The sequence below is a fragment of the Streptomyces sp. S.PNR 29 genome (assembly GCF_030386795.1).
Classification (GTDB): Bacteria; Actinomycetota; Actinomycetes; order Streptomycetales; family Streptomycetaceae; genus Streptomyces.
Map to the genome: position 1 here is coordinate 751,315 of NZ_JANUQM010000002.1, position 21,274 is coordinate 772,588.

A 21,274-nucleotide genomic window follows, 5' to 3' on the forward strand; every position below is an offset into this window, starting at 1 on the left:
GCACCGGTTCGCCTCCCCGGCCCCCCGCCGGTTAGGTTGCCGTCATGACCGACACGACTGCTCCCAGCACCACCGGCGCCGTTGCCGCCGGCCTCGCCACGATCGCCGCTGACGGCACCGTCCTCGACACCTGGTTCCCCGCGCCCGAGCTGGTCGCCGAACCCGGCCCGTCCGGCACCGAGCGGCTGTCCGCCGAGCGTGCCGCGGAGCTGCTCGGCGGAGGGGCGACCGCGGCGATCGGGCCGGACGCCCGCCGGGGCGTCGAGGTCGTCGCGGTCCGCACGGTCATCGCCTCCCTCGACGAGAAGCCGATCGACGCCCACGACGTCTACCTGCGTCTGCACCTGCTCTCGCACCGGCTCGTCAAGCCGCACGGCCAGAGCCTGGACGGCATGTTCGGGTTCCTCGCCAACGTCGCCTGGACCTCCCTCGGCCCGGTCGCCGTCGACGACATCGAGAAGGTCCGGCTGAACGCGCGTGCCGAGGGGCTGCACCTCCAGGTGACCTCGATCGACAAGTTCCCGCGCATGACGGACTACGTCGTCCCGAAGGGCGTCCGCATCGCCGACGCCGACCGGGTGCGGCTCGGTGCGCACCTCGCCGCGGGCACCACCGTCATGCACGAGGGCTTCGTCAACTTCAACGCGGGCACGCTCGGCACGTCGATGGTCGAGGGCCGTATCTCCGCGGGTGTCGTGGTCGGTGACGGCTCCGACATCGGCGGCGGCGCGTCGACCATGGGCACGCTGTCCGGCGGCGGCAACGTGATCATCTCCATCGGCGAGCGGTGCCTGGTCGGCGCCGAGGCGGGCGTCGGCATCGCGCTCGGCGACGAGTGCGTCGTCGAGGCCGGCCTCTACATCACCGCCGGCACCCGCGTCACCATGCCCGACGGCCAGATCGTCAAGGCCCGTGAGCTGTCCGGCGCGTCCAACATCCTCTTCCGCCGCAACTCCGTCACGGGCACCGTCGAGGCGCGGCCGAACAACGCGGTGTGGGGCGGGCTGAACGAGATCCTGCACAGCCACAACTGATCATGGGTGGCCGTGAGCTGCGGCCGCGTTGTCGATCGACGTCCAGTCCGCTGTCGAGCGGTCGGTAGCTGTCGGCGTTGGTCGTCGTCGAGCGCCCTTCCACGGCCCAGGACGGCCGGGGAGGGCGCTCGTGCGTGAGCACCGCTTCAGGAGAGCGGCTGGAGGATCTTCCGGCTGAACTGCGGTTTCGTCGGCCGAGGCTGCGGGCGAGTACTCGGGCACGGGCTTCGGCCGTCAGCCGCAGGTCGTGCCTGGGCGGGGATCAGCCGACCGGATGCAGTCATTGAGGGTGGGAAAGGACACCGGTGGACCCGCTGCCGCGCGAACCGCGCCCAGGCTGACGCTGTCCACGTCCAGGGCGGCGACTACTGGGTGGGGGAGTACGTAGAACTCCCACTGAGCCGTGTCGAGTGGGTTGTAGACGGCGTGTTCACGGGCGGTCTGGACGGCGAAAACGTAGACGTCGGCGTTGTACGACTTTTCCTCTGAGTAACCGTCATCAGGTGACCACGTGCGAGCGCGGAGCCCACTGAAGCGGATTGGGGACGGTGTCCGTTGCTCCCAGGCCTGTAGGTAGGCGCCGGCCTTGACTTCGATGCGCAGTCCGTCGTCGGTCTCGACATCGTGGCTTGCCCATTCCACACGGGGCTTGTGGGAGCCGACCGCCTGGTGGACCAGGAATTCGGCGAACAGGCCGCGTGTGTTGTTCATACGGAGGTCTGGCATGGCGAAACGCCAGAAGTCGACCACGGTTGCGTCCGGGACGCCCACGATTGACTCGTCGCCGCGGAGCGGGGGCATGGGCCGCGGCGTCAAAGGCAGACGGGCAGGCTGCTTCATGGGGCGCAGTCTGCCAGCGAGGCGTGGGCGCTTGCACATCTGCTGCCGGCAGTCCTTGCCCGGGCAACGTCGGCGAGCGGCCCTACCACTTCCGCCACTTGTCCGTGAGCTGGTACCGGCCCAGCCCGTGGCGCGCGGTCAGGGCGACGACATCGACGCCGTGCTCCGCACTCGGGATCCAGGGTGCCGGCGGCAAGCTCCTCGGCTTCCTCGGCTATGCCGAGCCGCCAGCTCGTAGTCGGTCTCTCAGCCATGGGTGGACCGTACAGCTCGGGACTGACAGCGATGGGGGGTGCAGGCACCGTGCGATCTTGCGGCAGATCTCTTCCGGCGATCTACTGGCGCTGTGGATTCGGGCTTAGCGGCAGTGATCGGCGCGGCAGTGGGCGCCGTCGGTGGACTCGGCGCGAGTTGGTTCACGATTCTTGGGCAACGTCATCAGCAACGCGCGGAGCGTGACCGCTGGCGCGATGACATGCGCCGGCAGGCGTATACGTCGATGTTGGACTGTTGTGAGCGGCTTTCGGCCGGCTGGTGGCTGGCTGGTGACGCCCTTCGCAGCAAGAGCAGTGACGAGGCGCTGCGGGAGGAACGCTACCTTCGGGCGCATGAACTGTGGACCGAGTTCAATGCCGCTGTGGCTGCCGTCTCCGTCGCCGGGCCCCGGGAGGTGACTCGTGCGGCGGAGCCGCTGATGGATGCCGTCTATGAGCTGGACGCGGCGGGGACCGATTGGTGGGATGTCCTGCGAAGCGGACGTCAACGTGGTCTGACGAAGTGGGAAAACAGATTCGATGCCGCCATGGTGGCGATTCAAGCTCCCAGGGCAGCATTTCGACAGGCTGTCCGGGAAGCGCTTGACACCGATTAGTGCGCGGCGGCCCCGGTGGGCACGTACGGATGACCGGGCGTGACCTCGCGATGGTTCCAGCAGATGAGCAGGTGGACGCAGAGTCCGATCAGAAGCCGAACCGACGAGACGAGGGGCTGGGGCATGAGGAACGTGAGGGTGAGGGCCGTGGCGCGGTGGCTGGCCGGGGTGGGTGCCGCCGCCCTGGTCTGCTGGCTGCCGGCGGGCACGGCGCACGCCGACGAGACCAACACCGGCTCGCACAACGGTCCCCGGATCGGGCTGGTCAACATGGGCCAGGTCGACGACCCGATGGAGGATGTGCTGGAGCACACGCTGCTGTTCGGCGACGGCTATCGCTGGGGGTGATCCCACGGCTGATCCACGGCTGATCCACCTGATCCCGGGCTGATCCCGGGCTGCATTCTCCCGCCGAGGGCCGGGGCCCGTACCGCGCAGGACGCGGTACGGGCCCCGGTCGTTCACCGGATCGATGGTTTCTTCGGCCGGGGTGGCATAGCGGGGCGTCGGCGCGCGCGTCACAAGAGGCACAGGGGCAGGGCACAGGGTCCGCCCCGGGGGAAGAGAAGGTGACGATGGATGCCGAGGCACAGGAGAGCTTCCGGGACTTCGTGGCGAACCGGTCGTCCGCACTGCTGAAGACGGCGGTCCTGCTGAGCGGCGGTGACCGGCACGCGGGTGAGGATCTGCTGCAGAACGCGCTGATCAAGGCGGCCGGCCGCTGGCACCGCATCGACGAGCCCGAGGCGTACGTCCGGCAGATCCTGTACCGGCAGCAGGTCAGCCGCTGGCGGCTGAAGTGGCCGAGGCGCGAGCTGAGCGTCGCCGAGCCGCCGGAGACCGGCACCGATCCGGACGGCTCGGCCGCGGCCGAGCTGCGCCTGGTGATGCGCGGCGCCCTGGCCCGGCTGACGGCGCGGCAGCGCACCGTGCTGGTGCTGCGCTACTACGAGGACCTGCCCGAGGCCGAGGTGGCCCGCATCCTCGGCTGCTCCGTCGGCACCGTACGGTCCACCACCCACCGCTCGCTCGCCCGGCTGCGCGCCCTCGCGCCCGAGCTGGCCGCACTCGGCCCGGCGGACGCCGGGCAGCAGCGGCCGCCCCGTGACTACTCAACCGTGGAGGTGCGTTCGTGAACGTCGAGGAACTCGTGCGGGACGCGCTGCGCGACCAGGCCGGCGAACAGGGACCTGCGGTACCGGGCTTCGCCGACCGGGTGCTGGTGGCCCGCCGGCGCCGCCGCACCCGCAGGTTCGCGTCCGTGGCCGCCGCCACCGCCGCGGTGGTGGCGGTCGCCGTGGCGGTGCCGGTGCTGGACTCCGGCAAGGACGACGTACGCCCCGCCGGCGTGCTGGAGCGGCAGGACATCCACGCCCACCCGGACCAGACGCCGCCGCGTGACCTGATCGCGGCCGGGAAGTCGGCGCTGGCCGCGTACTACACCACCGAGACCGTCGAGCGGCCGGGCAAGGAGGGCGTCTCCGTCCGCACCTACTGGCTCCTCGACCCGAGGACCGGCAGGTACGAGAAGGACGACCGGTGGTCGTTCGTCGCCGTCGCGCCCGGTCTGCGTACCGCCGCCGTCCTGGAGCGGGAGCTGCCCACCAAGCGGATCGGCCTGCTCGACCTCACGACGGGGGAGGTCGAGCAGTGGATCCCGGTCGAGCACGGGGTGGGCGGGCTCGCCTACTCGCGCGACGGGAGCAGGCTCGTCGCGACGACGTACGACGAGAATCCCGATCTGCTGGAGAAGCTGACCGGGGCCGACGGCGCGGCGAAGGACACCTCCGGCCAGGAGACGGGGCTCTGGGCATGGCGGTTCGGCGACCCCAGCCGGACCGGCTTCTACGTCGTCGACCTGGCCTCCGGCAAGAGCTCCTGGAGCCCGGTCGAGCGCCGACGCGACATCAACGCCCGCCAGGACTTCGCCTTCAGCCGGGACGGCAGGACGGTGTACGCGCAGGTCATCGGCGGCCGGGACGGCCTGCAGCAGTTCTACGACCTCGCGGGCGACGAGGTCGCCGCGCCGGCGCACGAGCGGTACCTTCGGTCGACCGTCAGCGCGCGGCTGTCTCCGAGCGGCCGGCTCGCCGCGCTCGGCCTGGCGGCCGAGACCAAGGACAAGTCATGGTCGAAGATCGTCGACCCGCGCACCGGCAAGGAGATCACCAAGGTGCGTGGGGCGGAACTCCTCGCCTGGGCGGACGACAGGCGGCTCATCGCCTGGGAGCGGGCCTCCGGCTCGGAGTTCTACCGGCCCCGGCTGGTGCTGGTCACCATCGGCAGCGACAAGGTCGTACCGCTCAGCGGCGTGCGTGAGCCCAACGAGACACCCGACCGGCAGGAGTGGCAGCCCCTCTTCGCCGAGCGCTGACCCGCAAGGCGTCCTCAGGGGCCGGTGGCGACCAGTCGCTCGTACGCCGCCCGCAACCCGTCGGCCGTCTCCCGGCCGGCGGGTCGCAGCGGTGCGCGGACCGGGCCCGCGGGCAGGCCGAGGGTGTTGAGGAGGGCCTTGGCGGTGACGGTTCCGGGGAGGCCCGACGCCATCATCAGCTCGGTGAGTTCACTGGTCTGCCGCTGCAGCCGCGCCGCCTCGGCCGTGCGGCCCGCGTCGAACGCGTCCAGGACGGCGCGGAAGTGATACGGCGTCACGTTCGCCACCGTGCCGATGTAGCCGGCGCCGCCGATCGCGTACAGCGCCAGGACGTACTCGTCGCAGCCCGTGTAGTACGCCAAGTCCGTCTGGGCCAGGACCCTTTGGGTGCCCAGCAGGTCGTAGGCGCAGTCCTTGACGGCCACGATGCGAGGGTGGTCCGCGAGCCGGATCATCGTCTTCGGCTCGATGCGGGTGCCCGTGCGGCCCGGGATGTCGTACAGCACCAGGGGGAGTCCCGAGGCGTCCGCGACGTCCCGGAAGTGGGCTTCCAGCGCGTCCTGCGGGGGTCTGTTGTAGTACGGCGTGACCACCAACAGGCCATTGGCGCCCGCCTTTTCGGCCGCCTGCGCCAGTTCGACGGTGTGCCGGGTGTCGAACGTGCCCACTCCGGCCACGATCGAGGCGCGGTCGCCGACCGCCTCTCTCACGGCCGTGATGAGCGCGGACTTCTCGGCGTCGGTCGTGGTGGGCGACTCGCCCGTCGTGCCGGACAGGACCAGGCCGTCACAGCCCTGCGCCACCAGCCGGTCGGCGAGCTGCTGCGCGCCGTCGAGGTCGAGAGCGCCGTCCTCGGTGAAAGGGGTGATCATGGCGCAGAGGGCGCGGCCGAAGGGTGGGGTGGCGGAGCCTGGTGTGGTCATGGGGGTAGTGTCGGCGGTCAGATTGTGAAGCTCCACTTAATTTTTCTACGAGGTATCGCTAAGAGATGCTGTGAAATGAGTGGTGCGGAGGGGGGACGCGAAGGCCTGTCTGATTCGCCCAGGCTCTATGTGCAGAGCGGGCCTTCATGGGTCACCATGGTGTTTCACGTCCTGTTCCATGGTCATGGGAGGCGTCATGAAGCTCGGCAAGGCACTCGCCACCGGAGTCGCGGAAGAGCGGCCGCAGACACACGAGGAAGTCGTCCCGGTGACTGACGAGGTTCCGGTGGCCGAGGAGGTCCAGGAGCCCACGGCGCCCGTGCCCGCAGAGGTGCCGGCCGCCCGATGAGGCTGCGGCTTCCGGAGGAACGCCCTGCGGAGCCGCCGACCGGATACAAGATCGCCCACCCTGTGCTGTCGCAGGACGGCACGCAGGGCGGGTTCACCGGTGTGTCGCTCGGCGGTGCGCTGCCGTACGGAGTCCTGGCCGACGCGTCCTGCGTCTACGGCCTGCGGCACCGGCCGCCGCACCGCCGCTGCGACTGCGGCTTCCACTGCGTGCACGACCGTACGGCGGCCGAGGCGCTGCTGTGCACGGCCGAGCATCGGACGGCCGTACTGCTGGAGGTCCTGGTGCTCGGCCGCTACATCCGCTTCGAGCGCGGCTTCCGGTACGCCCGCCAGCGGGTCCGGACGGTCACCGTCGGGCCCTGCTCGTGCGGCGGGGGCGCGGTGGCGCTGGCCGACGCGGGGTGGGGCAGACCCGGGTGGCGTGCGCTGGTGCCCTCCTGCGCGGGCTGTGTGCGGGGGCGTACGTCTGTGTCGCTCGGTGGGTTCGCCGGGGTGGCGGGGGGCGGGCTGCGGGTGGTCGCGCGTCCGGGTGGGGGTGCGGGTGCGGGTGAAGGTGTGGTGGTGCCGGCGGGGCTGGCGGGGGGTGAAGGGCTCGGGGTTCCCGAACTGGTCGCCGAGGCGGCGCTGTTGCAGGCTCGGCTCGACTGGTTCCAGACCCAGCTGGCGCGGCTCGGTGAGCGTGGGGGCGGGGCCGGGACGCCGGGGCAATGAGGGTGGACGTCAGGGGGTAGCGCAGGTCGGTCCGGGTACTCGGGGGTTCTGAACCGAGAGGAGGCGGAACACCGTGACCGGGACGATCGAACACAAGCCTGTGCACGATGGGCACCACTCCGTGGGCGAACTCGTCGGTCAGGCCACCGAACAGCTCTCCCGGCTGGTACGCCAGGAAGTGGCGCTCGCCAAGGAGGAGCTGGCGGAGAAGGGACGGCGCGCCGGACGTGGCGGTGGGTTGCTCGGCGCCGCGGGCGCCGTGGCCTACGCCGGTTTTCTCGCGCTGGCCGGTACGGCCGCCGCCGCGCTCTCGCTGGCGCTGCCCGTATGGGCCTCCGCGCTCATCGTGGCGGCGGTGCTGTTCGTGATCGCGGGGGTGCTGGCCGTGACCGGCCGCAAGCAGCTGCGCCGCGCCACACCGCCGACGCCGGAGGAGGCCATCGGCAGCGTCAGGGCCGACGTCGAGGAGATCAGGGGAAGGGCACACCGATGACGGATGACGCGATGCGTGGCGCCAAGGGGCCGGATGAGCTGCGGCGGCAGATCGAGCAGACGCGCAGCGAACTCGGCGACACCGTGGAGGAGCTGGCGGGGAAGGCGGATGTGAAGGGCCGCGCCAAGGCTCGGGCCGCCGACCTCAGGGACCGGGCCGGGGCGATGACGGTACAACTGCGCAGCAGTGCCGCCCAGGCCGGTCACACCGTCCAGGACAGGGCGAAGGGGGCGGGTCATGCCGTGGAGCACGGCGTGACGGGGTCTGTGCGTACGGCGGTCCAGGCAGGGGTGCGGCATCCGCGTCCGGTGCTGGTGGCCGGGGCGGCGGCGGGAGCGGTGGTTGCCGCGATGGGGGTGCTGCGGCGGCGGCAGCATCGTCGTCGTCATGGGTATGTGTGGGGGTGGCGTCTGCATCGCTGACGCGTGCGGGTGTGCGGGGGTGCGCGTTGCGCCTACGGGCGGAGGCCTACGGGCGGAGGTTGTGGGTCGGGGCCGTGGGGTGCCGCCGCCCGGCCGAACGGTCAGTGCCCCCGCGCCGCCCTCCACCTCGGAGGCCACTTGCGCGTGTCCCTGGGCTCCACGTACGGCTCCTCCGTCGGTGAACCTCCGGAGGTGATCGCCCGCTCGCGGGCCAGCTCCGCGTCGAACTCCAGGCCCAGCAGGATCGCGAGGTTGCTCAGCCACAGCCACACGAGGAAGACGATGGCACCGGCGAGGGTGCCGTACGTCTTGTTGTAGGTGCCGAAGTTGGCCGCGTAGACGGCGAACCCGCCGGACGCGGCCAGCCAGACGAGGGTGGCGAGGACGCTGCCGGGGGAGATCCAGCGGAAGCCGCGGCCACGGACGTTGGGGGCGGCCCAGTACAGCAGGCCGATCATCATGATGACGAGGACCAGCAGGACCGGCCATTTCGCGATGCCCCAGAGGGCGATCGCCGCGTCACCGAGGCCGATCGCCGTGCCCGCCCGTTCGGCCAGCGGGCCGGTGAAGACGACGATCAGGGCGCTCGCGGCCAGCATCAGCATCAGGCTCACCGTGAGTGCCAGGCGCAGCGGCGTGAGCTTCCAGACCGGGCGTCCCTCCGGGAGGTCGTACACCGCGTTCGAGGTGCGGATGAACGCGGCGACGTAGCCGGAGGCCGACCACAGCGCGGCCAGCAGGCCGATGATCGCCAGTACGCCGCTGGTGCCGCCGGTGTCGCCGAGCTGGATCACCGCGTCGCGCAGGATGTCGCGGGCGGGGCCCGGTGCCAAGTCCCCCATGTTGTCGAGGATCTTGTCCGTGGCGCTCTGTCCCACCACGCCCAGCAGGGACACCAGCAGCAGGAGCGCCGGGAACAGGGACAGGACGCCGTAGTACGTCAACGCGGCGGCGCGGTCGGAGAGTTCGTCGTCCAGGAGTTCCTTGAAAGTGCGCCGCGCCACCGCCCGCCAGGAGGCGGCCGGCAATCGGCCCGGGCCGTCCTTCTCGTCCATGACCAGGCGGGTCTCCCCAATTGCGCACCGCAATCCCCTACTTGACCTGAATCTTGGTTGAGGTTGAAGGGTGGGTGGTGCAGGAGTTCTCGCAGGGACTTGTGGAGGGTGAGATGACGCGGCGTACCGATGTCCATCCGGAGTTGATCCGGCCGGAGGCCGGCTTGACCTTGTTCAGTACCTGGCGGGTCGGCACCCCTGAGCGGCAGCGCGAGGCGGTCGACGCCATCGCCGCCACCTGGGAGCGCGGGCCCTGGCCCGTCCGGGGTGGGCTGGGGTACTACGTCTATGCCGGGCATGACGGGACGACGCTGCTGCATCACTCCCAGTGGCGGAGGGCGGAGGACTTCGAGGGGTATGTGAAGACGCAACGGCAGGAGCGCGTCGACGAGATCGACACCGCCGTGCCGGGGATCGAACGGGTGAGGCTCGACCGCTACCGGCGGTACCGCAGTCACGAGCGTGCCGTGGGGGACACGCGGGTGCCGGGGCTGATCGTGACCGTGCGGATCGACTTCGAGGAGGGGGCGTCCGGGCGGCGGCGTGAGTGGGTCGACCTGGTCCTCGCCGCCCTGGCCGCGGATCCGGAGGGGCACCGTGGGCTCGTGTCGGCGCACTTCCACCTGAGCGACGACGGGACCCACGTCCTGAACTACGCCGAGTGGGAGAGTGCCGAGGCCTATGACGAGGCCCTGGCTCTGCCGGGTGGGGAGGAGTGGGAGCGCGTGCGGACGTATCCCGCGGTGGAGGGGGTGACCGGGCAGCGGTACTCGTACGCCCTGGGACTGGTTCCCGACTGACGGGAGACCGGGGAGGGCCGCCTGACGGGTGTGTCCGGGCGGCCCTGGCGGCTGGACTACGGCTCGAAGCGCAGGACCTGCGGGTCGTGGTCGCTGATCTGGTCGTGGAACTCCGCGTTGACGTGCACGCTGTCGTACGAGAAGTCGCAGCCGCGCCGGATCGACGGGCTGACCAGGATCTGGTCGAGGACCTGGCTGTTGCCCTGGTAGTCGTAGGTGTACCGCTCGCTCTTCGGCAGCGACTTGATCGCCGACCACAGCTCGCCGTCACCTTCGAGGATCTTCGCGGTCTCGGAGAACTCGAAGTCGTTGATGTCGCCGAGGGCGATGACGTCCGCGTTCTTCTGCGCGTCGAGGATGTCCTTGACGAAGGCGTGCACCGCCGTCGCCTGCTGGTGGCGCTGGACCTCCGAGCTGCGCGCCGGCGGCTGGTACTGGGAGGTCAGGCCCTGGTCGCCGCCCTTGGAGTTGAAGTGGTTGGCGATGACGAAGACCGTGCGGCCGCGGAAGACGAACTCGCCCGCGAGTGGCTTGCGGCTGTTCGTCCAGGCCGGGTCAGTGGGGTCGACGCGGCCGGGGGAGACGGTCAGCTGTGCCGTGCCGCGGACCTTGGTCACGCCTGTGGCGGTGGTCGCGTCGCCGCCCGCGCGGTCGGTGAAGGACACCCGCTCGGGGTTGAACAGGAACACCTGGCGGATGTTGCCGCCCGGCTCGCCGCCGTCGGCGTCGTCCGCGGGGTCGATGGAGCGCCAGTCGTACCTGGGGCCGCCGGCCGCGACGATCGCGTCGATCAGCTCGGTCACCGTCCGGTCGGCGGCGACCGTACCGTCGTTGGTCGCGCCGTTGTTGTCCTGGATCTCCTCCAGGGACACGATGTCGGGCGACTTCAGGTTGTTCACGATCGCGGCGGCGTGCGCCGGGAAGGTGGTGTCGGAGGGGTCGAGGTTCTCGACGTTGTACGTCGCCACCGCCAGCTCGCCGCGCGACTGCTTGCGGGTCGTCTCGCGCTGTACTCCGCCGCTCTTGAGGGTGCCCATCTCGTTGGCGACGAGGGTGTAGCCGCCGAACTGGTTGTAGTCCAGCGGGCCGACGGTGGTGCCGGTGAGGGTGTCGCCCACGTTCGCGGACGGGAAGTCGGCGGCCTTGCCCAGGGACTGGATCTGCAGGCGGCCGGTGTTCTGGGAGTCGTAGGAGCCGTAGACCGTGCCGCCGCGGCGGTTGGCGTGCTCGCGCGGCTTCACCGTGACCCACAGCTCGGTGTACGGGTCGGTGGCGCCGACCACGCGCGCGTCGGCGACCCGGACGTTCATGCCCTCCAGGGACTCGTAGTGGTCCAGGGCGTACGTCGCGGGCTTGAGCGGCAGCGCGTTGATCGAGCCGTTCGCCGTCGTGTCGCCGGCGGGGGCGTAGACGTCGGGTACCGAGCGTGCGTCCACGACCGTCGGGGCCGGGACCGCGTTGCCGCCGGAGACGACGGTGACCGTGGGGCGGGTGATCTCGGTCAGGGACTGGTTGCCGGAGGAGGTGCCGCCGGGGACGAACTCCGAGACCGTGCCGGAGACGGTGACCGCGTCGCCGACGGCGACCTTCGGGGTGGAGCCGGTGAAGACGAAGACGCCCTCGCTGGTGGCCGGGTCGGCATCCGGCTCAGGGTCCTGGATCCAGAAGCCTCTGGAGGAGCCGTAGGTGCGCACGCCGGTGACGATTCCGGTCACGTCCGTGACCTGCTTGCCGGCGTACGGCGATATGCGGGTGCTGCCCTGGATGTCATGGATGCGCACGGAGTCGGCGTGCGCGGGCGAGGTGAGGACGACGGTGGACGCCGCGGAACAGACGGCGGCGACGGTGAGCGCGGCGAGACGCGCGGACGACTTGCTCGGCAACGGTATTCCCTCCGGGGACATGACAGAGCGCCGGGACGAGGGCGGAGCGTGGAGCGGGGTGACGCGCGTAGTGCGGTGAACAGTTGTCCCCCCGATTTCTACGCGCGTCAATCTCCTGCCTGCTCAGGCCACTTGTCAAGGTTTCAGCCATGTACGGTTCCCTACCGGGAGATGAACCGGGCGGCATGGGTGGAAACCCGTCTAGGCTGAGCGACTGAGTCGTACGACATGTCCTAGGAGAACCCGCAGATGTCAGACAGCTCCACCCTGCCGCCCGTACGGCTGCACCCCGAAGCGGAGCTGGCCCGCGACGCGCTGTCCACGCCGTTGCTCTCCCGCGCCGCCCGGCTCGCCCGCTGGGCCGGGCCGGACACCCGCGTCGACGCCGGGGGCGGGCTCGTCGACGAGCAGCTGCCCGCGGCGGCCGAGGTGCTCGGGCTGAGCGGGGACGATGCCGCCGCCCACGCCAGCGAGGCCTGGCGGGTCGCCGTGGACACCGGGCTCGTCGAGGTCGTCGACGAGGAGGAGGGCACCGTCGCCGCGGGCGAGGACCTGGCGCTGCTCACCGGCGGTTCGCCGCAGGACGTGCTCGGCGTGTGGCTCGGCGCCCTGGAGACGGTGCTCGCCGACGCGAGCGTGCCCGACCTCGACGGACTGGCCGAGGCGGTGGAAGCGGGCGGTGAGATCGACTTCTCCTCGCTGGGCTGGGACCCGGAGGCGGAGGCCGAGTTCCTCGACAGCGTGCTCGGCAGCCTGTACCTGCTCACCGTCAGCGAGGACGGTCCCGGCGACACCCCGGTGCCGCTGCCCGCGCTGGCCGCCTCAGTGATCGCGCCCAGCGACATGGAGGAGCCCACGAACGACATACTGGAGCAGGTGTCCGACGCCATGATGCGGCTGGACGACCAGTTCCGGCTGCTGGAGCCGGCGGGGCTCGTGGAGTACCAGCCCGTCGACGAGGCCCTCATGGCCGACGCGGAGGAAGAGCCCGCGGCGCCGGTCGACGACACCGACGTCTCCCGCTACGGCATGGTGCGGCTGACGCCGCTCGGCCTGTACGGGCTGCGGGCCCGGCTGCTGGAGGCCGGGTTCGAGGCACCGGCGGTCGGGGACCTCGCCGACAAGGGCGCCGACGCGCTGCTCGACGGCACGGCCGCGTTCCCGCCGGGGGCGGCACATGCCGAGACCGAGCAGTGGCTCGCCCGCCGCCCGCCCCTCACCGCCGCACGGGAGCTGCTGTCCGCGGCACGCGGCTCGGACGCCGGTGCGCCACTGCGGCGGCTGCGCTGCCAGCAGGCGCTGTCGCTGGTCGGCGGGGAGGCGGAGCCGGCGCTGCGGGAGGTCCTCGACGACGCCGAGCTGGGCGGGCTGGCCCGGGTGTGGCTGACCGAGCACGGGGCGCGTGACGTGCCCGCGCCGTCCGAGGCGATGATCTTCTGGCTGACCATCGACACGGTCGCCGCACAGCTCGCCGCCGAGGGCAACTCCGACGAACTGACGGCCCTGGTGCAGGGGCTGGCACAGCAGCACAGCGGCTTCTTCACCGCCGCCTGGCGGGTCGACCACCCGGCCACCGCGGAGGTGCTGGAGGCGATGGGACGGCTGCATCCGGACAAGCGGATCGCCAAGGAGGCGCGCAAGGCGGCGTTCAAGGCGCGGTCACAGCAAGGCGGTTGACCGGAGCGCCCGGCCCCACGGCGGCACAGCCCGCCTCGCCGGCCGCACGGTGGGGGCAGGCTCCGTCGGTGGCCTGTGGCCTGTGGCCTGTGGCCTGGCGGTCTGCGGCCTGTGGCTCGGCGGTCTGCGGCTTGCGGCCGGTGGTCTGTGGCCCGGTGGCCTGTGGCCTGGCGGCCGGGTGGTGTGCCGGCTGGGCGGGCTGGCGGCGGCCCGGGGGCGTACCGGCCGGTGGCCTGGTGGCCCGGTGTCGTGGGGCTGCGGTCGCTTCGTGTGCGGGTGTCGTGGTGAGCCAGGCGTCGGAGCGTGACCGGCGGTCCCGTGGGGGCGGCGCCGTCGCGACGTGCGTCGGATCCTGGCGCGTCGTCGGGTGTTCAACCGCCGTTCAGCCCTGGGCGGGACGGTGTCGCCGACCGAGGTCCGCCACCCTCCACGGCATCCACCGTCACAGGAGACACCATGTCGCTCACCCGCAGGGACTTCGCCAGACGATCCGCGATCACCGGTGCCGGTGTCGCGCTGGCGGGGAGTGTCGGCGCCCTCGCCTCCGCCCCGGGCGCCCTCGCGTCCACCGACACCGAGAGCGCCGGTGAGGAGTCGGCGGACGCGTACGGCGGGGTCGGCTACGGACCGCTGGTGCCCGACCCGGAGGGCATCCTCGCGCTGCCCGCCGGATTCACGTACCGGATCATCACCTACAGCGGCAGGACCACCCTGGAGTCCGGCGAGTTCACCCCGTCCAACCACGACGGCACCGCCACCTTCGACGGCCCCCGCGGCACCACCCTGCTGGTCAACAACCACGAGCTGAAGGGCCCGCGCGCCAACTGGAAATACCCGGTGCCGCTCATCCAGGGCCTGGTCTACGACCCCGCCGCCTCCGGTGGCTGCACCGTCGTCGAGGTGCGCCCCGACGGACACGTCGCCGAGTGGGTGGGCATCGCGGGCACCTCCACCAACTGCGCGGGCGGCCGCACCCCCTGGGACACCTGGCTGACCTGCGAGGAGAACTCCGACAAGGCCGGCGTCAACGGCATGACCAAGGACCACGGCTATGTCTTCGAGGTCGACCCCCTCGACCGGCGCGCCAACCGCGACCCCAAGCCGCTGAAGTTCTTCGGCCGCTACGACCACGAGGCCGTCGTCATCGACCCCAAGCGCGGTCACGCCTACCTCACCGAGGACGCCGCGGGCCCCAACGGCCTCTTCTACCGCTGGACCCCGCCCAAGGGATTCGAGTACGGCCGCGGCAAGTTCCGCACCCTCGCCGACGACGCCGGCATCCTCCAGGCACCCAAGTGCTACGACTCCGGCGGCAAGTTCGTCGACGACCTCTCCCGCGCCACCAAGACCGGCACGGTGTACGGCGTCGACTGGGTCGACGTACCCGACCGCGACGCGCGGACCACGCCGGTGCGCAAGCAGTTCACCGACGGCCAGGTCACCCGGGCCCGCAAGCTGGAGGGCATGTGGTGGGGCGACGGCGGCGCCTACATCGTCTCCTCGTACGCCCGTGAGGAGAGCCCCGTCCAGCACGACGGCCAGGTCTGGTTCTACGACCCCATGCGCCGCACGCTCACCCTCAAGGTCCTCCTCGGCGTCAACCCCGACCCGTCGGCGGACGGCGCCTTCGACGGCCCGGACAACATCACCGTCTCCCCGTACGGCGGCCTCGTCATCGCCGAGGACGGCGAGGGCGTCCAGCACCTGTTCGGCGCCACCGACAGCGGCCGCACGTACCCCATCGCCCGCAACGAGCTGAACATCGGCACCGAGGAGGAGCCCGAGTACAGCGAGTTCACCGGCGTCACCTTCTCGCCCGACGGCAGGACCCTGTACGCCAACATCCAGACGCCCGGCATCATGCTCGCCATCACGGGGCCCTGGAAGCGCCAGAATCGGTAATTAATTCGCTCGCTGATCCCGCGGTACGCCTCTTAGAGTGATGCACGTCCAGGTGCGAAGGCAGGACCTACTTCCACTCATAATGGGGCGGCCGCGGGTTCGAATCCCGCCACCGGTACCACGAACCGGTGTAGCTCAGAGGCAGAGCACCTTGTCGGTTCCGCCGGCCTCGATCTCTGGACACCACAACTTCATGCACCTCCCGGTGCGCGGGCTGCGGCTACTTCTTCTCTCACAAGAATCCCACGCCGCGGCCGACTTGATCTCGGGAGGCGCAGTTCTCGGTGGGTGCCCGGTGCGCAGGCAGCGGATACTTCAGGGACCGAATCAGAAATGGTGCGGGTTCGAATCCCGTCATCGGCTCCGGGCCGATGTGGCGGAAATGGAAGACGCGTTCGGTGGTGCTCCGTCGCCGATCCCTGATCTCGGGCACCCTCCTTTTGCTGCGCCTCCCTCCGTAACCGACAAAGAATTCGGGGGAATTCACCATGGCGCGATTCAACACCAAGGCCGCCAAGGCGGGGCCCACCTCCCGGGTGACGTCCACGGGGCGTGTGCTCCGTACGTACGAGGGCGGCCGGGGCCGTGAGCGCGACGCGCGCTCCGAGCTCTTCCTGCTCGCGGTCTCCCACTTCGTCTCGCAGCAGACGTTCTACGAGGCCGGCGCCGACCGCGACGACCGCTTCACCCGGCTCGTGCGCGAGCTCGCCGTGACGGACCCGGCGTGGACCGCGGGCCTGCTCGGCTGGCTGCGCGGCGAGGGCAACCTCCGCACCGCCTCGGTCGTGGGCGCCGCCGAGTACGTGAAGGCACGGCTGGACGCGGGCGCGACGGACGGCCCGGCCAACCGGCAGGTCATCGCCTCCGTGCTCCAGCGACCCGACGAGCCCGGCGAGCTGCTGGCGTACTGGACCTCGGTGCACGGCCGCGCCGTCCCCAAGCCGGTCAAGCGGGGCATCGCCGACGCCGTACGGCGCCTCTACAGCGGCAAGGCGCTGCTGAAGTACGACACGGCGTCGAAGGGCTACCGCTTCGGCGACATCCTCAACCTGGTGCACGCGGCGCCGGACGCGGACAAGCCGTGGCAGGGCGAGCTGTTCAAGTACGCGCTCGACCGCCGGCACAACCCGGACACCGCGCTGCCGCCCGCCTCGAACCGTGTGCTCACCGCGCACCGCGAGCTGATGGCCCTCCCCGTCGCCGAACGGCGGGCGGTCGTCACCGCGCCCGACGGCGCCGAGCGGCTCGCGGCGGCCGGGATCACCTGGGAGATGCTGGCGGGCTGGCTGCAGGGGCCGATGGACAAGGCGGCCTGGGAGGCCGTCATCCCGTCCATGGGCGCCATGGCGCTCGTCCGCAACCTGCGGAACTTCGACGAGGCCGGGGTGTCCGACGAGGTGGCGGAGCAGGTCGCCGCACGGATCAGCGACCCGGCCGAGGTGGCGCGCTCCCGGCAGTTCCCGTTCCGGTACCTCGCCGCGTACCAGTACGCGCCGTCGCTGCGCTGGTCGTACGCGCTGGAGCGGGCCCTCGGCCACTCGCTGGCGAACGTGCCCGCGCTGCCCGGCCGGACACTGGTGCTCGTGGACCGCTCGGGGTCGATGTTCTACTCGCGGATGTCCGACCGCTCGCAGCTCACCCGGGCCGACGCGGCGGCGGTCTTCGGTACGGCGCTCGCGCTGCGGGCGGCGGACGCCGATCTCGTCGAGTTCGGCACCAGCAGCGACCGCGTGAAGTTCCGCAGGGGCGAGTCGGTGCTGAAGATCCTGGACCGCTTCGGCGACCTGGGAGGCACGGACACGACCGAGGCGGTGCGCCGGCACTACAAGAAGCACGACCGGGTGCTGATCGTCACCGACGAGCAGTACGCGTACAGCCGGCACGGCGACCCGACCGAGCAGGTTCCGCCGCACGTGCCGGTCTACACCTGGAACCTCGCCGGGTACCGGGCGGGCCACGGCCCGTCGGGGAAGGGGAACCGGCACACCTTCGGCGGCCTCTCGGACGCCGCGTTCCGGATGGTTCCGCTGCTGGAGGCGGCACGGGACGCCGACTGGCCCTGGGCTGCCTGAGCGGGACGAGGCCCGCGCCTTCGGGTGCGGGCCTTGTCCGGCCCCTGGCTGACATCTAACATTTCAGCGCGTGGAGGCCATCCGACCCGTGCGCCGCACCCTGCTCAGGGACCGCGCCTACGAGGTGATCCGGGACGCCATCGTCACCGGGGAGATCGAACCCGGCGCGGTGGTGCGCGACGCCGACCTCGCCGAGCGGCTCGGGCTGTCCCGGGCGCCGGTGCGCGAGGCGTTCTCACGGCTCGTCGACGAGGGGCTGCTGGAGAGCAAGCCGCAGAGCTACACACGGGTCACTCCGGTCGTGGCCTCCGACGTCAGGGACGCCGCCGCCGTGGTCGGTGCCATGCACGAGCTGGTCGCACGGGTCGCCGTGCCCCGGCTGTTCGCGGCGGACATCGAGGCGATGCGCACGGCCAACGAGCGGTTCGCGACCGCCGTCCGGGCCGGCGACGTGGACGCCGCCCTGCACGCCGACGACGACCTGCACGACGTCCTCGTCCGGGTCAGCGGCAACCGCGCCGCCGCCGCGACGATCGCCCGCTACACCCCGCTCATCCGCCGCCTGGAACGGCGGCGCTTCGGCGAGGGCGGCAGCTGCCGTTCGGCGGGGCTGCACGAGCGGCTGATCGAAGCCTGTGCGGCCGGTGACGTGGGCGAGGCGGTCCGCGTGACGGCGGAGATCTGGCGGGGGCTCGAAGAGCAGGCCGACTAGACCCGACCCCGGGAGGACGCATGTCCCTTTCCTCGTACGAGCGTTACCCGCTGCTGTTCGGTCCCTCGCCCGTGCACGCGCTGCCGCGCCTGACCGAACACCTGGGCGGCGCCTCCCTGTGGGCCAAGCGGGAGGACTGCAACTCCGGCATCGCGTACGGCGGGAACAAGACCCGCAAGCTGGAGTACCTGGTCGCCGACGCGCTCGCCCAGGGCTGCGACACGCTCGTCTCGATCGGCGGGGTGCAGTCCAACCACACCCGCCAGGTCGCCGCCGTGGCCGCCCACGCCGGGCTGAAGTGCGTGCTGGTGCAGGAGAGCTGGGTGGACTGGCCCGATGCCGTGTACGACAAGGTCGGCAACATCCTGATCAGCCGCCTCGCGGGGGCCGACGTACGGCTGGTGAAGGCCGGGTTCGGCATCGGCTTCAAGGAGAGCTGGGAGCAGGCGCTGAGGGAGGTCGAGGAGGCGGGCGGCAAGCCGTACGCCATCCCGGCCGGAGCCTCCGACCATCCGCTCGGCGGCCTCGGTTTCGCGCGCTGGGCGTACGAAGTGGCCGAGCAGGAGCGGGAGTCGGACGTCTTCTTCGACACCGTGATCGTCTGCTCGGTGACCGGGTCGACCCAGGCCGGCATGGTCGCCGGCTTCCGTGCACTTGAGGAGGCGGGTGGGCGGCCGCGACGGGTCATCGGCATCGATGCCTCCGCGAACCCCGCCCGCACTCGGGAGCAGATCGCGCGGATCGCCCACCGCACCGGGCGATGCATAGGTGTGCAGGGCGAGTTGACGGAGGCGGACGTCGAACTGGACGAGCGGTACCACGCGGGCACGTACGGCATCCCCGACGAGACGACACTGGACGCGATGCGGCTCGCGGCGCGGACGGAGGGCATGGTCACCGACCCCGTGTACGAGGGGAAGTCGATGGCCGGGCTGATCGACCTGGTGTCCCGGGGCGAGATCGGGCGGGACTCGACGGTGCTCTACGCCCACCTCGGCGGGCAGCCCGCGCTCAACGGGTACAGCGCGCTGTTCTAGGCCCTGCGACGCCGGGATGATTCAAACGACAGGGCCTGGGTGGCAGGTCCCGGCCGTGGGCTCTCCCCGAGGGTGTCGGATACGATGCGGAGAGGGCCCCCGGTTTGCAAGGAGTGGCGGGATGACGCAGCCCAGGCCCATGCGTGCGGACGCTCGGCGCAACTATGAGCGGTTGCTGAAGGCGGCGGCGGAGGCCTTCGCCGAGCATGGGGAGAACGCCTCGCTGGACGACATCGCGAAGCGGGCGGGGGTCGGGTCCGGCACGCTCTACCGGCATTTCCCCACGCGTCAGGCGCTGTTGGAGGCCGCGTACGTCGACCGGATCGAGGCGATCGCGGCTCGCGCCGACGTCCTGGCGGCCGGGTTGCCGCCGGGTGAGGCGCTGGTGGAGTGGCTGAACGAGCTCAGCGCCGGGATGATCCAGGTGCGCGGCCTGAAGGCGTTGCTGGGGTCGGCCGTCACGGACGGCCGCACTGCCGTGGTCACCGCCTGCGGCGAGTCGATGAGGGGCGCGGCGGCAAGGCTGGCGACGGCGGCGCAGGAGGAGGGGACGCTGCGCAGGGACGTCGAGCCGGTCGACGTCCTGCGGCTGGCGCACGGGGTGGCGACGGCGTCGGAGTTGGCGGATGCGGAGGGGAAGTGCATCCGGCGGTATCTGTCGCTGCTGATGGAGGGGTTGCGGCCGGGGCCGGAGGGCTGAAGGCCGGGCGCCCCCTGAACGAGGGCGCCCACGACGTCGTACGAGCCCTCGCTCAGAGCGCCTGAGCCGCCGGCTTGACCATGCCCCGTACCGTACGGGACTTCACGAAGTCGCCCATGGCCGTCATCTCCCACTCCCCGGAGAACTGCCGGATCAGCTTCGCCATCATCACGCCCGTCTGCGGCTCGGCGTTGGTGAGGTCGAAACGGACGAGTTCCTCGCCGGTCGCGGCGTCCAGGAGGCGGCAGTAGGCCTTGGCGACCTCGGTGAACTTCTGGCCGGAGAAGGAGTTGACCGTGAAGACGAGCCCGGTCACGTCCTGCGGAAGACGGCCGAGGTCCACGGTGATCACCTCGTCGTCGCCCCCGCCCTCGCCGGTGAGGTTGTCGCCGGAGTGGCGGATCGCGCCGTTGACGATCTGGAGCTTGCCGAAGTAGCAGCTGTCGATGTGGTTGCGCTGCGGGCCGTAGGCGATGACCGACGCGTCGAGGTCGATGTCCTTGCCGCGGTACGCCGGCTCCCAGCCGAGGCCCATCTGGACCTGGGAGAGGAGGGGGCGGCCGCCCTTGACGAGGGAGACGGTCTGGTTCTTCTGGAGGCTGACCCGGCCCTTGTCGAGGTTGATCTTCCCGGTGCCCGGGGCGGTGGCCGGTGCCGGGGGTGCGGCGGGCGGGGCCGGCGGAGTCACCGGCGGCTGCGTGGCGGCGGGCGGAGGGGCGACCGGCTGCGGCGGGGCCGTCGGCTGGGGCGGGGCGGCAGCCGGTTCCTCGACCGTGACGCCGAAGTCGGTGGCGATGCCGGCGAGGCCGTTGGCGTACCCCTGGCCGACGGCGCGGGCCTTCCACTGGCCGTTGCGCAGATAGATCTCCACGACCACCAGTGCCGTCTCGGTGCCGAGTTGCGGGGGCGTGAAGGTGGCGAGGACGGAGGTGTCGTCGGCGTTGCGGATGGTGGCCGTCGGTTCGATGCCCTGGAACGTCTGGCCCGGGGCGTCGGGGCTGGCGGTGACGACGATCTTCTCGATGCCCGGAGGGACGGCGGTGGTGTCGACCGTGATGGCGTCCGGGGCGGTGCCGCCGCCGGAGCGGTAGGTCACGCCGGGGCCGCTCGGCTGGTTGTAGAAGATGAAGTCGTCGTCCGAGCGCACCTTGCCGTCGGCGGTGAGCAGCAGGCCCGATACGTCGAGCCGCACCGGGGCGGCGACGTCCACCGTCACGCGCGCGGCGGAGAGAGGGATGTTCGAGCCGGGGGTCATAGCTGTCATGCCGGGTGAACGATCCACACCGCTTTACCGTTCCCTTACCGACCTCATTCGGCCGGTGCCGAGGTGTACTCGCCCCCGCCGCCCCTACCCGTCCCAACCCGGGGCACAGCCCCGGACCCCCACCGGGGGGGCTTCGCCCCCAGACCCCACCAC

The 21,274-nt window shown here is 71.3% G+C and carries 21 protein-coding genes; 16 read left to right on the top strand and 5 right to left on the bottom strand.

The annotated features are described in order from the left end of the window. Nucleotides 1-44 precede the first annotated feature (44 nt). On the top strand, nt 45-1,034 hold the full coding sequence (dapD, locus tag NW895_RS08070) for a 2,3,4,5-tetrahydropyridine-2,6-dicarboxylate N-succinyltransferase (protein ID WP_289934638.1): 990 nt from the start codon (nt 45-47) through the stop codon (nt 1,032-1,034). A gap of 234 nt (nt 1,035-1,268) precedes the next feature. Here the strand turns inward: dapD and NW895_RS08075 are convergent, their stop codons facing one another. Beyond that, on the bottom strand, nt 1,269-1,874 hold the full coding sequence (locus NW895_RS08075) for a hypothetical protein (RefSeq protein WP_289934639.1): 606 nt from the start codon (nt 1,872-1,874) through the stop codon (nt 1,269-1,271). Between the two features lie 346 nt (nt 1,875-2,220). Here NW895_RS08075 and NW895_RS08080 point away from each other — a divergent pair, with 346 nt between their 5' ends. The 4 genes from NW895_RS08080 to NW895_RS08095 all read left to right on the top strand — a co-directional run bounded on the left by NW895_RS08080 (nt 2,221) and on the right by NW895_RS08095 (nt 5,119). After that, nucleotides 2,221-2,745: a hypothetical protein gene (locus NW895_RS08080; RefSeq protein ID WP_289934640.1), complete on the top strand. Its 525-nt coding sequence runs from the start codon at nt 2,221-2,223 to the stop codon at nt 2,743-2,745. Nucleotides 2,746-2,868: 123 nt separating this feature from the next. Then, nucleotides 2,869-3,093: a hypothetical protein gene (locus NW895_RS08085; protein ID WP_289934641.1), complete on the top strand. Its 225-nt coding sequence runs from the start codon at nt 2,869-2,871 to the stop codon at nt 3,091-3,093. A 227-nt stretch (nt 3,094-3,320) separates the two neighbouring features. Next, nucleotides 3,321-3,881, top strand: a complete 561-nt coding sequence (locus NW895_RS08090; protein ID WP_289934642.1) for a SigE family RNA polymerase sigma factor — start codon at nt 3,321-3,323, stop codon at nt 3,879-3,881. Continuing rightward, the gene (locus NW895_RS08095) at nt 3,878-5,119 is read left to right on the top strand and encodes a WD40 repeat domain-containing protein (protein WP_289934643.1); all 1,242 of its coding nucleotides are present in this window, start codon (nt 3,878-3,880) and stop codon (nt 5,117-5,119) included. The genes NW895_RS08090 and NW895_RS08095 overlap by 4 nt, the downstream gene beginning before the upstream one ends. A 14-nt stretch (nt 5,120-5,133) precedes the next feature. On the opposite strand, the gene dapA is transcribed toward NW895_RS08095, so the two are convergent. Beyond that, nucleotides 5,134-6,042: a 4-hydroxy-tetrahydrodipicolinate synthase gene (gene dapA / locus NW895_RS08100; protein ID WP_289934644.1), complete on the bottom strand. Its 909-nt coding sequence runs from the start codon at nt 6,040-6,042 to the stop codon at nt 5,134-5,136. Between the two features lie 196 nt (nt 6,043-6,238). On the opposite strand from dapA, the gene NW895_RS08105 reads away from it, so the two are divergent. The 4 genes from NW895_RS08105 (at nt 6,239) to NW895_RS08120 (ending at nt 8,019) form a co-directional block, all read left to right on the top strand. Next, complete coding sequence (locus NW895_RS08105) at nt 6,239-6,391, top strand: hypothetical protein (RefSeq protein WP_289934645.1); 153 nt, start codon at nt 6,239-6,241, stop codon at nt 6,389-6,391. Beyond that, on the top strand, nt 6,388-7,104 hold the full coding sequence (locus tag NW895_RS08110; protein WP_289934646.1) for a hypothetical protein: 717 nt from the start codon (nt 6,388-6,390) through the stop codon (nt 7,102-7,104). The genes NW895_RS08105 and NW895_RS08110 overlap by 4 nt, the downstream gene beginning before the upstream one ends. A 73-nt stretch (nt 7,105-7,177) precedes the next feature. Continuing rightward, complete coding sequence (locus NW895_RS08115; RefSeq protein ID WP_289934647.1) at nt 7,178-7,597, top strand: phage holin family protein; 420 nt, start codon at nt 7,178-7,180, stop codon at nt 7,595-7,597. Beyond that, on the top strand, nt 7,594-8,019 hold the full coding sequence (locus NW895_RS08120; RefSeq protein ID WP_289934648.1) for a DUF3618 domain-containing protein: 426 nt from the start codon (nt 7,594-7,596) through the stop codon (nt 8,017-8,019). The genes NW895_RS08115 and NW895_RS08120 overlap by 4 nt, the downstream gene beginning before the upstream one ends. 101 nt (nt 8,020-8,120) lie before the next feature. Here the strand turns inward: NW895_RS08120 and NW895_RS08125 are convergent, their stop codons facing one another. Further along, nucleotides 8,121-9,074, bottom strand: coding sequence for a YihY/virulence factor BrkB family protein (locus tag NW895_RS08125; protein WP_289934649.1), 954 nt, complete (start codon nt 9,072-9,074; stop codon nt 8,121-8,123). Between the two features lie 113 nt (nt 9,075-9,187). On the opposite strand from NW895_RS08125, the gene NW895_RS08130 reads away from it, so the two are divergent. Beyond that, a complete protein-coding gene (locus NW895_RS08130; protein WP_289934650.1) occupies nt 9,188-9,874 on the top strand; it encodes an antibiotic biosynthesis monooxygenase in 687 nt (228 codons plus the stop codon). Between the two features lie 56 nt (nt 9,875-9,930). Here the strand turns inward: NW895_RS08130 and NW895_RS08135 are convergent, their stop codons facing one another. Continuing rightward, nucleotides 9,931-11,757, bottom strand: a complete 1,827-nt coding sequence (locus NW895_RS08135; protein ID WP_289934651.1) for an endonuclease/exonuclease/phosphatase family protein — start codon at nt 11,755-11,757, stop codon at nt 9,931-9,933. A gap of 249 nt (nt 11,758-12,006) precedes the next feature. Here NW895_RS08135 and NW895_RS08140 point away from each other — a divergent pair, with 249 nt between their 5' ends. The 6 genes from NW895_RS08140 to NW895_RS08165 all read left to right on the top strand — a co-directional run bounded on the left by NW895_RS08140 (nt 12,007) and on the right by NW895_RS08165 (nt 19,857). Next, nucleotides 12,007-13,434: a hypothetical protein gene (locus tag NW895_RS08140; protein ID WP_289934652.1), complete on the top strand. Its 1,428-nt coding sequence runs from the start codon at nt 12,007-12,009 to the stop codon at nt 13,432-13,434. A 456-nt stretch (nt 13,435-13,890) separates the two neighbouring features. Then, on the top strand, nt 13,891-15,336 hold the full coding sequence (locus NW895_RS08145; RefSeq protein ID WP_289934653.1) for an alkaline phosphatase PhoX: 1,446 nt from the start codon (nt 13,891-13,893) through the stop codon (nt 15,334-15,336). A 488-nt stretch (nt 15,337-15,824) separates the two neighbouring features. Next, the gene (locus NW895_RS08150; RefSeq protein WP_289934654.1) at nt 15,825-17,408 is read left to right on the top strand and encodes a TROVE domain-containing protein; all 1,584 of its coding nucleotides are present in this window, start codon (nt 15,825-15,827) and stop codon (nt 17,406-17,408) included. Between the two features lie 70 nt (nt 17,409-17,478). After that, nucleotides 17,479-18,120 carry a GntR family transcriptional regulator gene (locus tag NW895_RS08155; RefSeq protein WP_289934655.1) on the top strand — a complete coding sequence of 214 codons (642 nt, stop codon included), beginning with the start codon at nt 17,479-17,481 and terminating at the stop codon, nt 18,118-18,120. A 20-nt stretch (nt 18,121-18,140) separates the two neighbouring features. Continuing rightward, nucleotides 18,141-19,157: a 1-aminocyclopropane-1-carboxylate deaminase gene (locus NW895_RS08160; RefSeq protein ID WP_289934656.1), complete on the top strand. Its 1,017-nt coding sequence runs from the start codon at nt 18,141-18,143 to the stop codon at nt 19,155-19,157. A gap of 121 nt (nt 19,158-19,278) precedes the next feature. Then, nucleotides 19,279-19,857 (top strand): TetR/AcrR family transcriptional regulator, encoded by a 579-nt coding sequence (locus tag NW895_RS08165; protein WP_289934657.1) that lies wholly within the window; start codon nt 19,279-19,281, stop codon nt 19,855-19,857. A gap of 52 nt (nt 19,858-19,909) precedes the next feature. On the opposite strand, the gene NW895_RS08170 is transcribed toward NW895_RS08165, so the two are convergent. Continuing rightward, nucleotides 19,910-21,112 (bottom strand): TerD family protein, encoded by a 1,203-nt coding sequence (locus tag NW895_RS08170; protein ID WP_289934829.1) that lies wholly within the window; start codon nt 21,110-21,112, stop codon nt 19,910-19,912. Between the last annotated feature and the right edge of the window lie 162 nt (nt 21,113-21,274).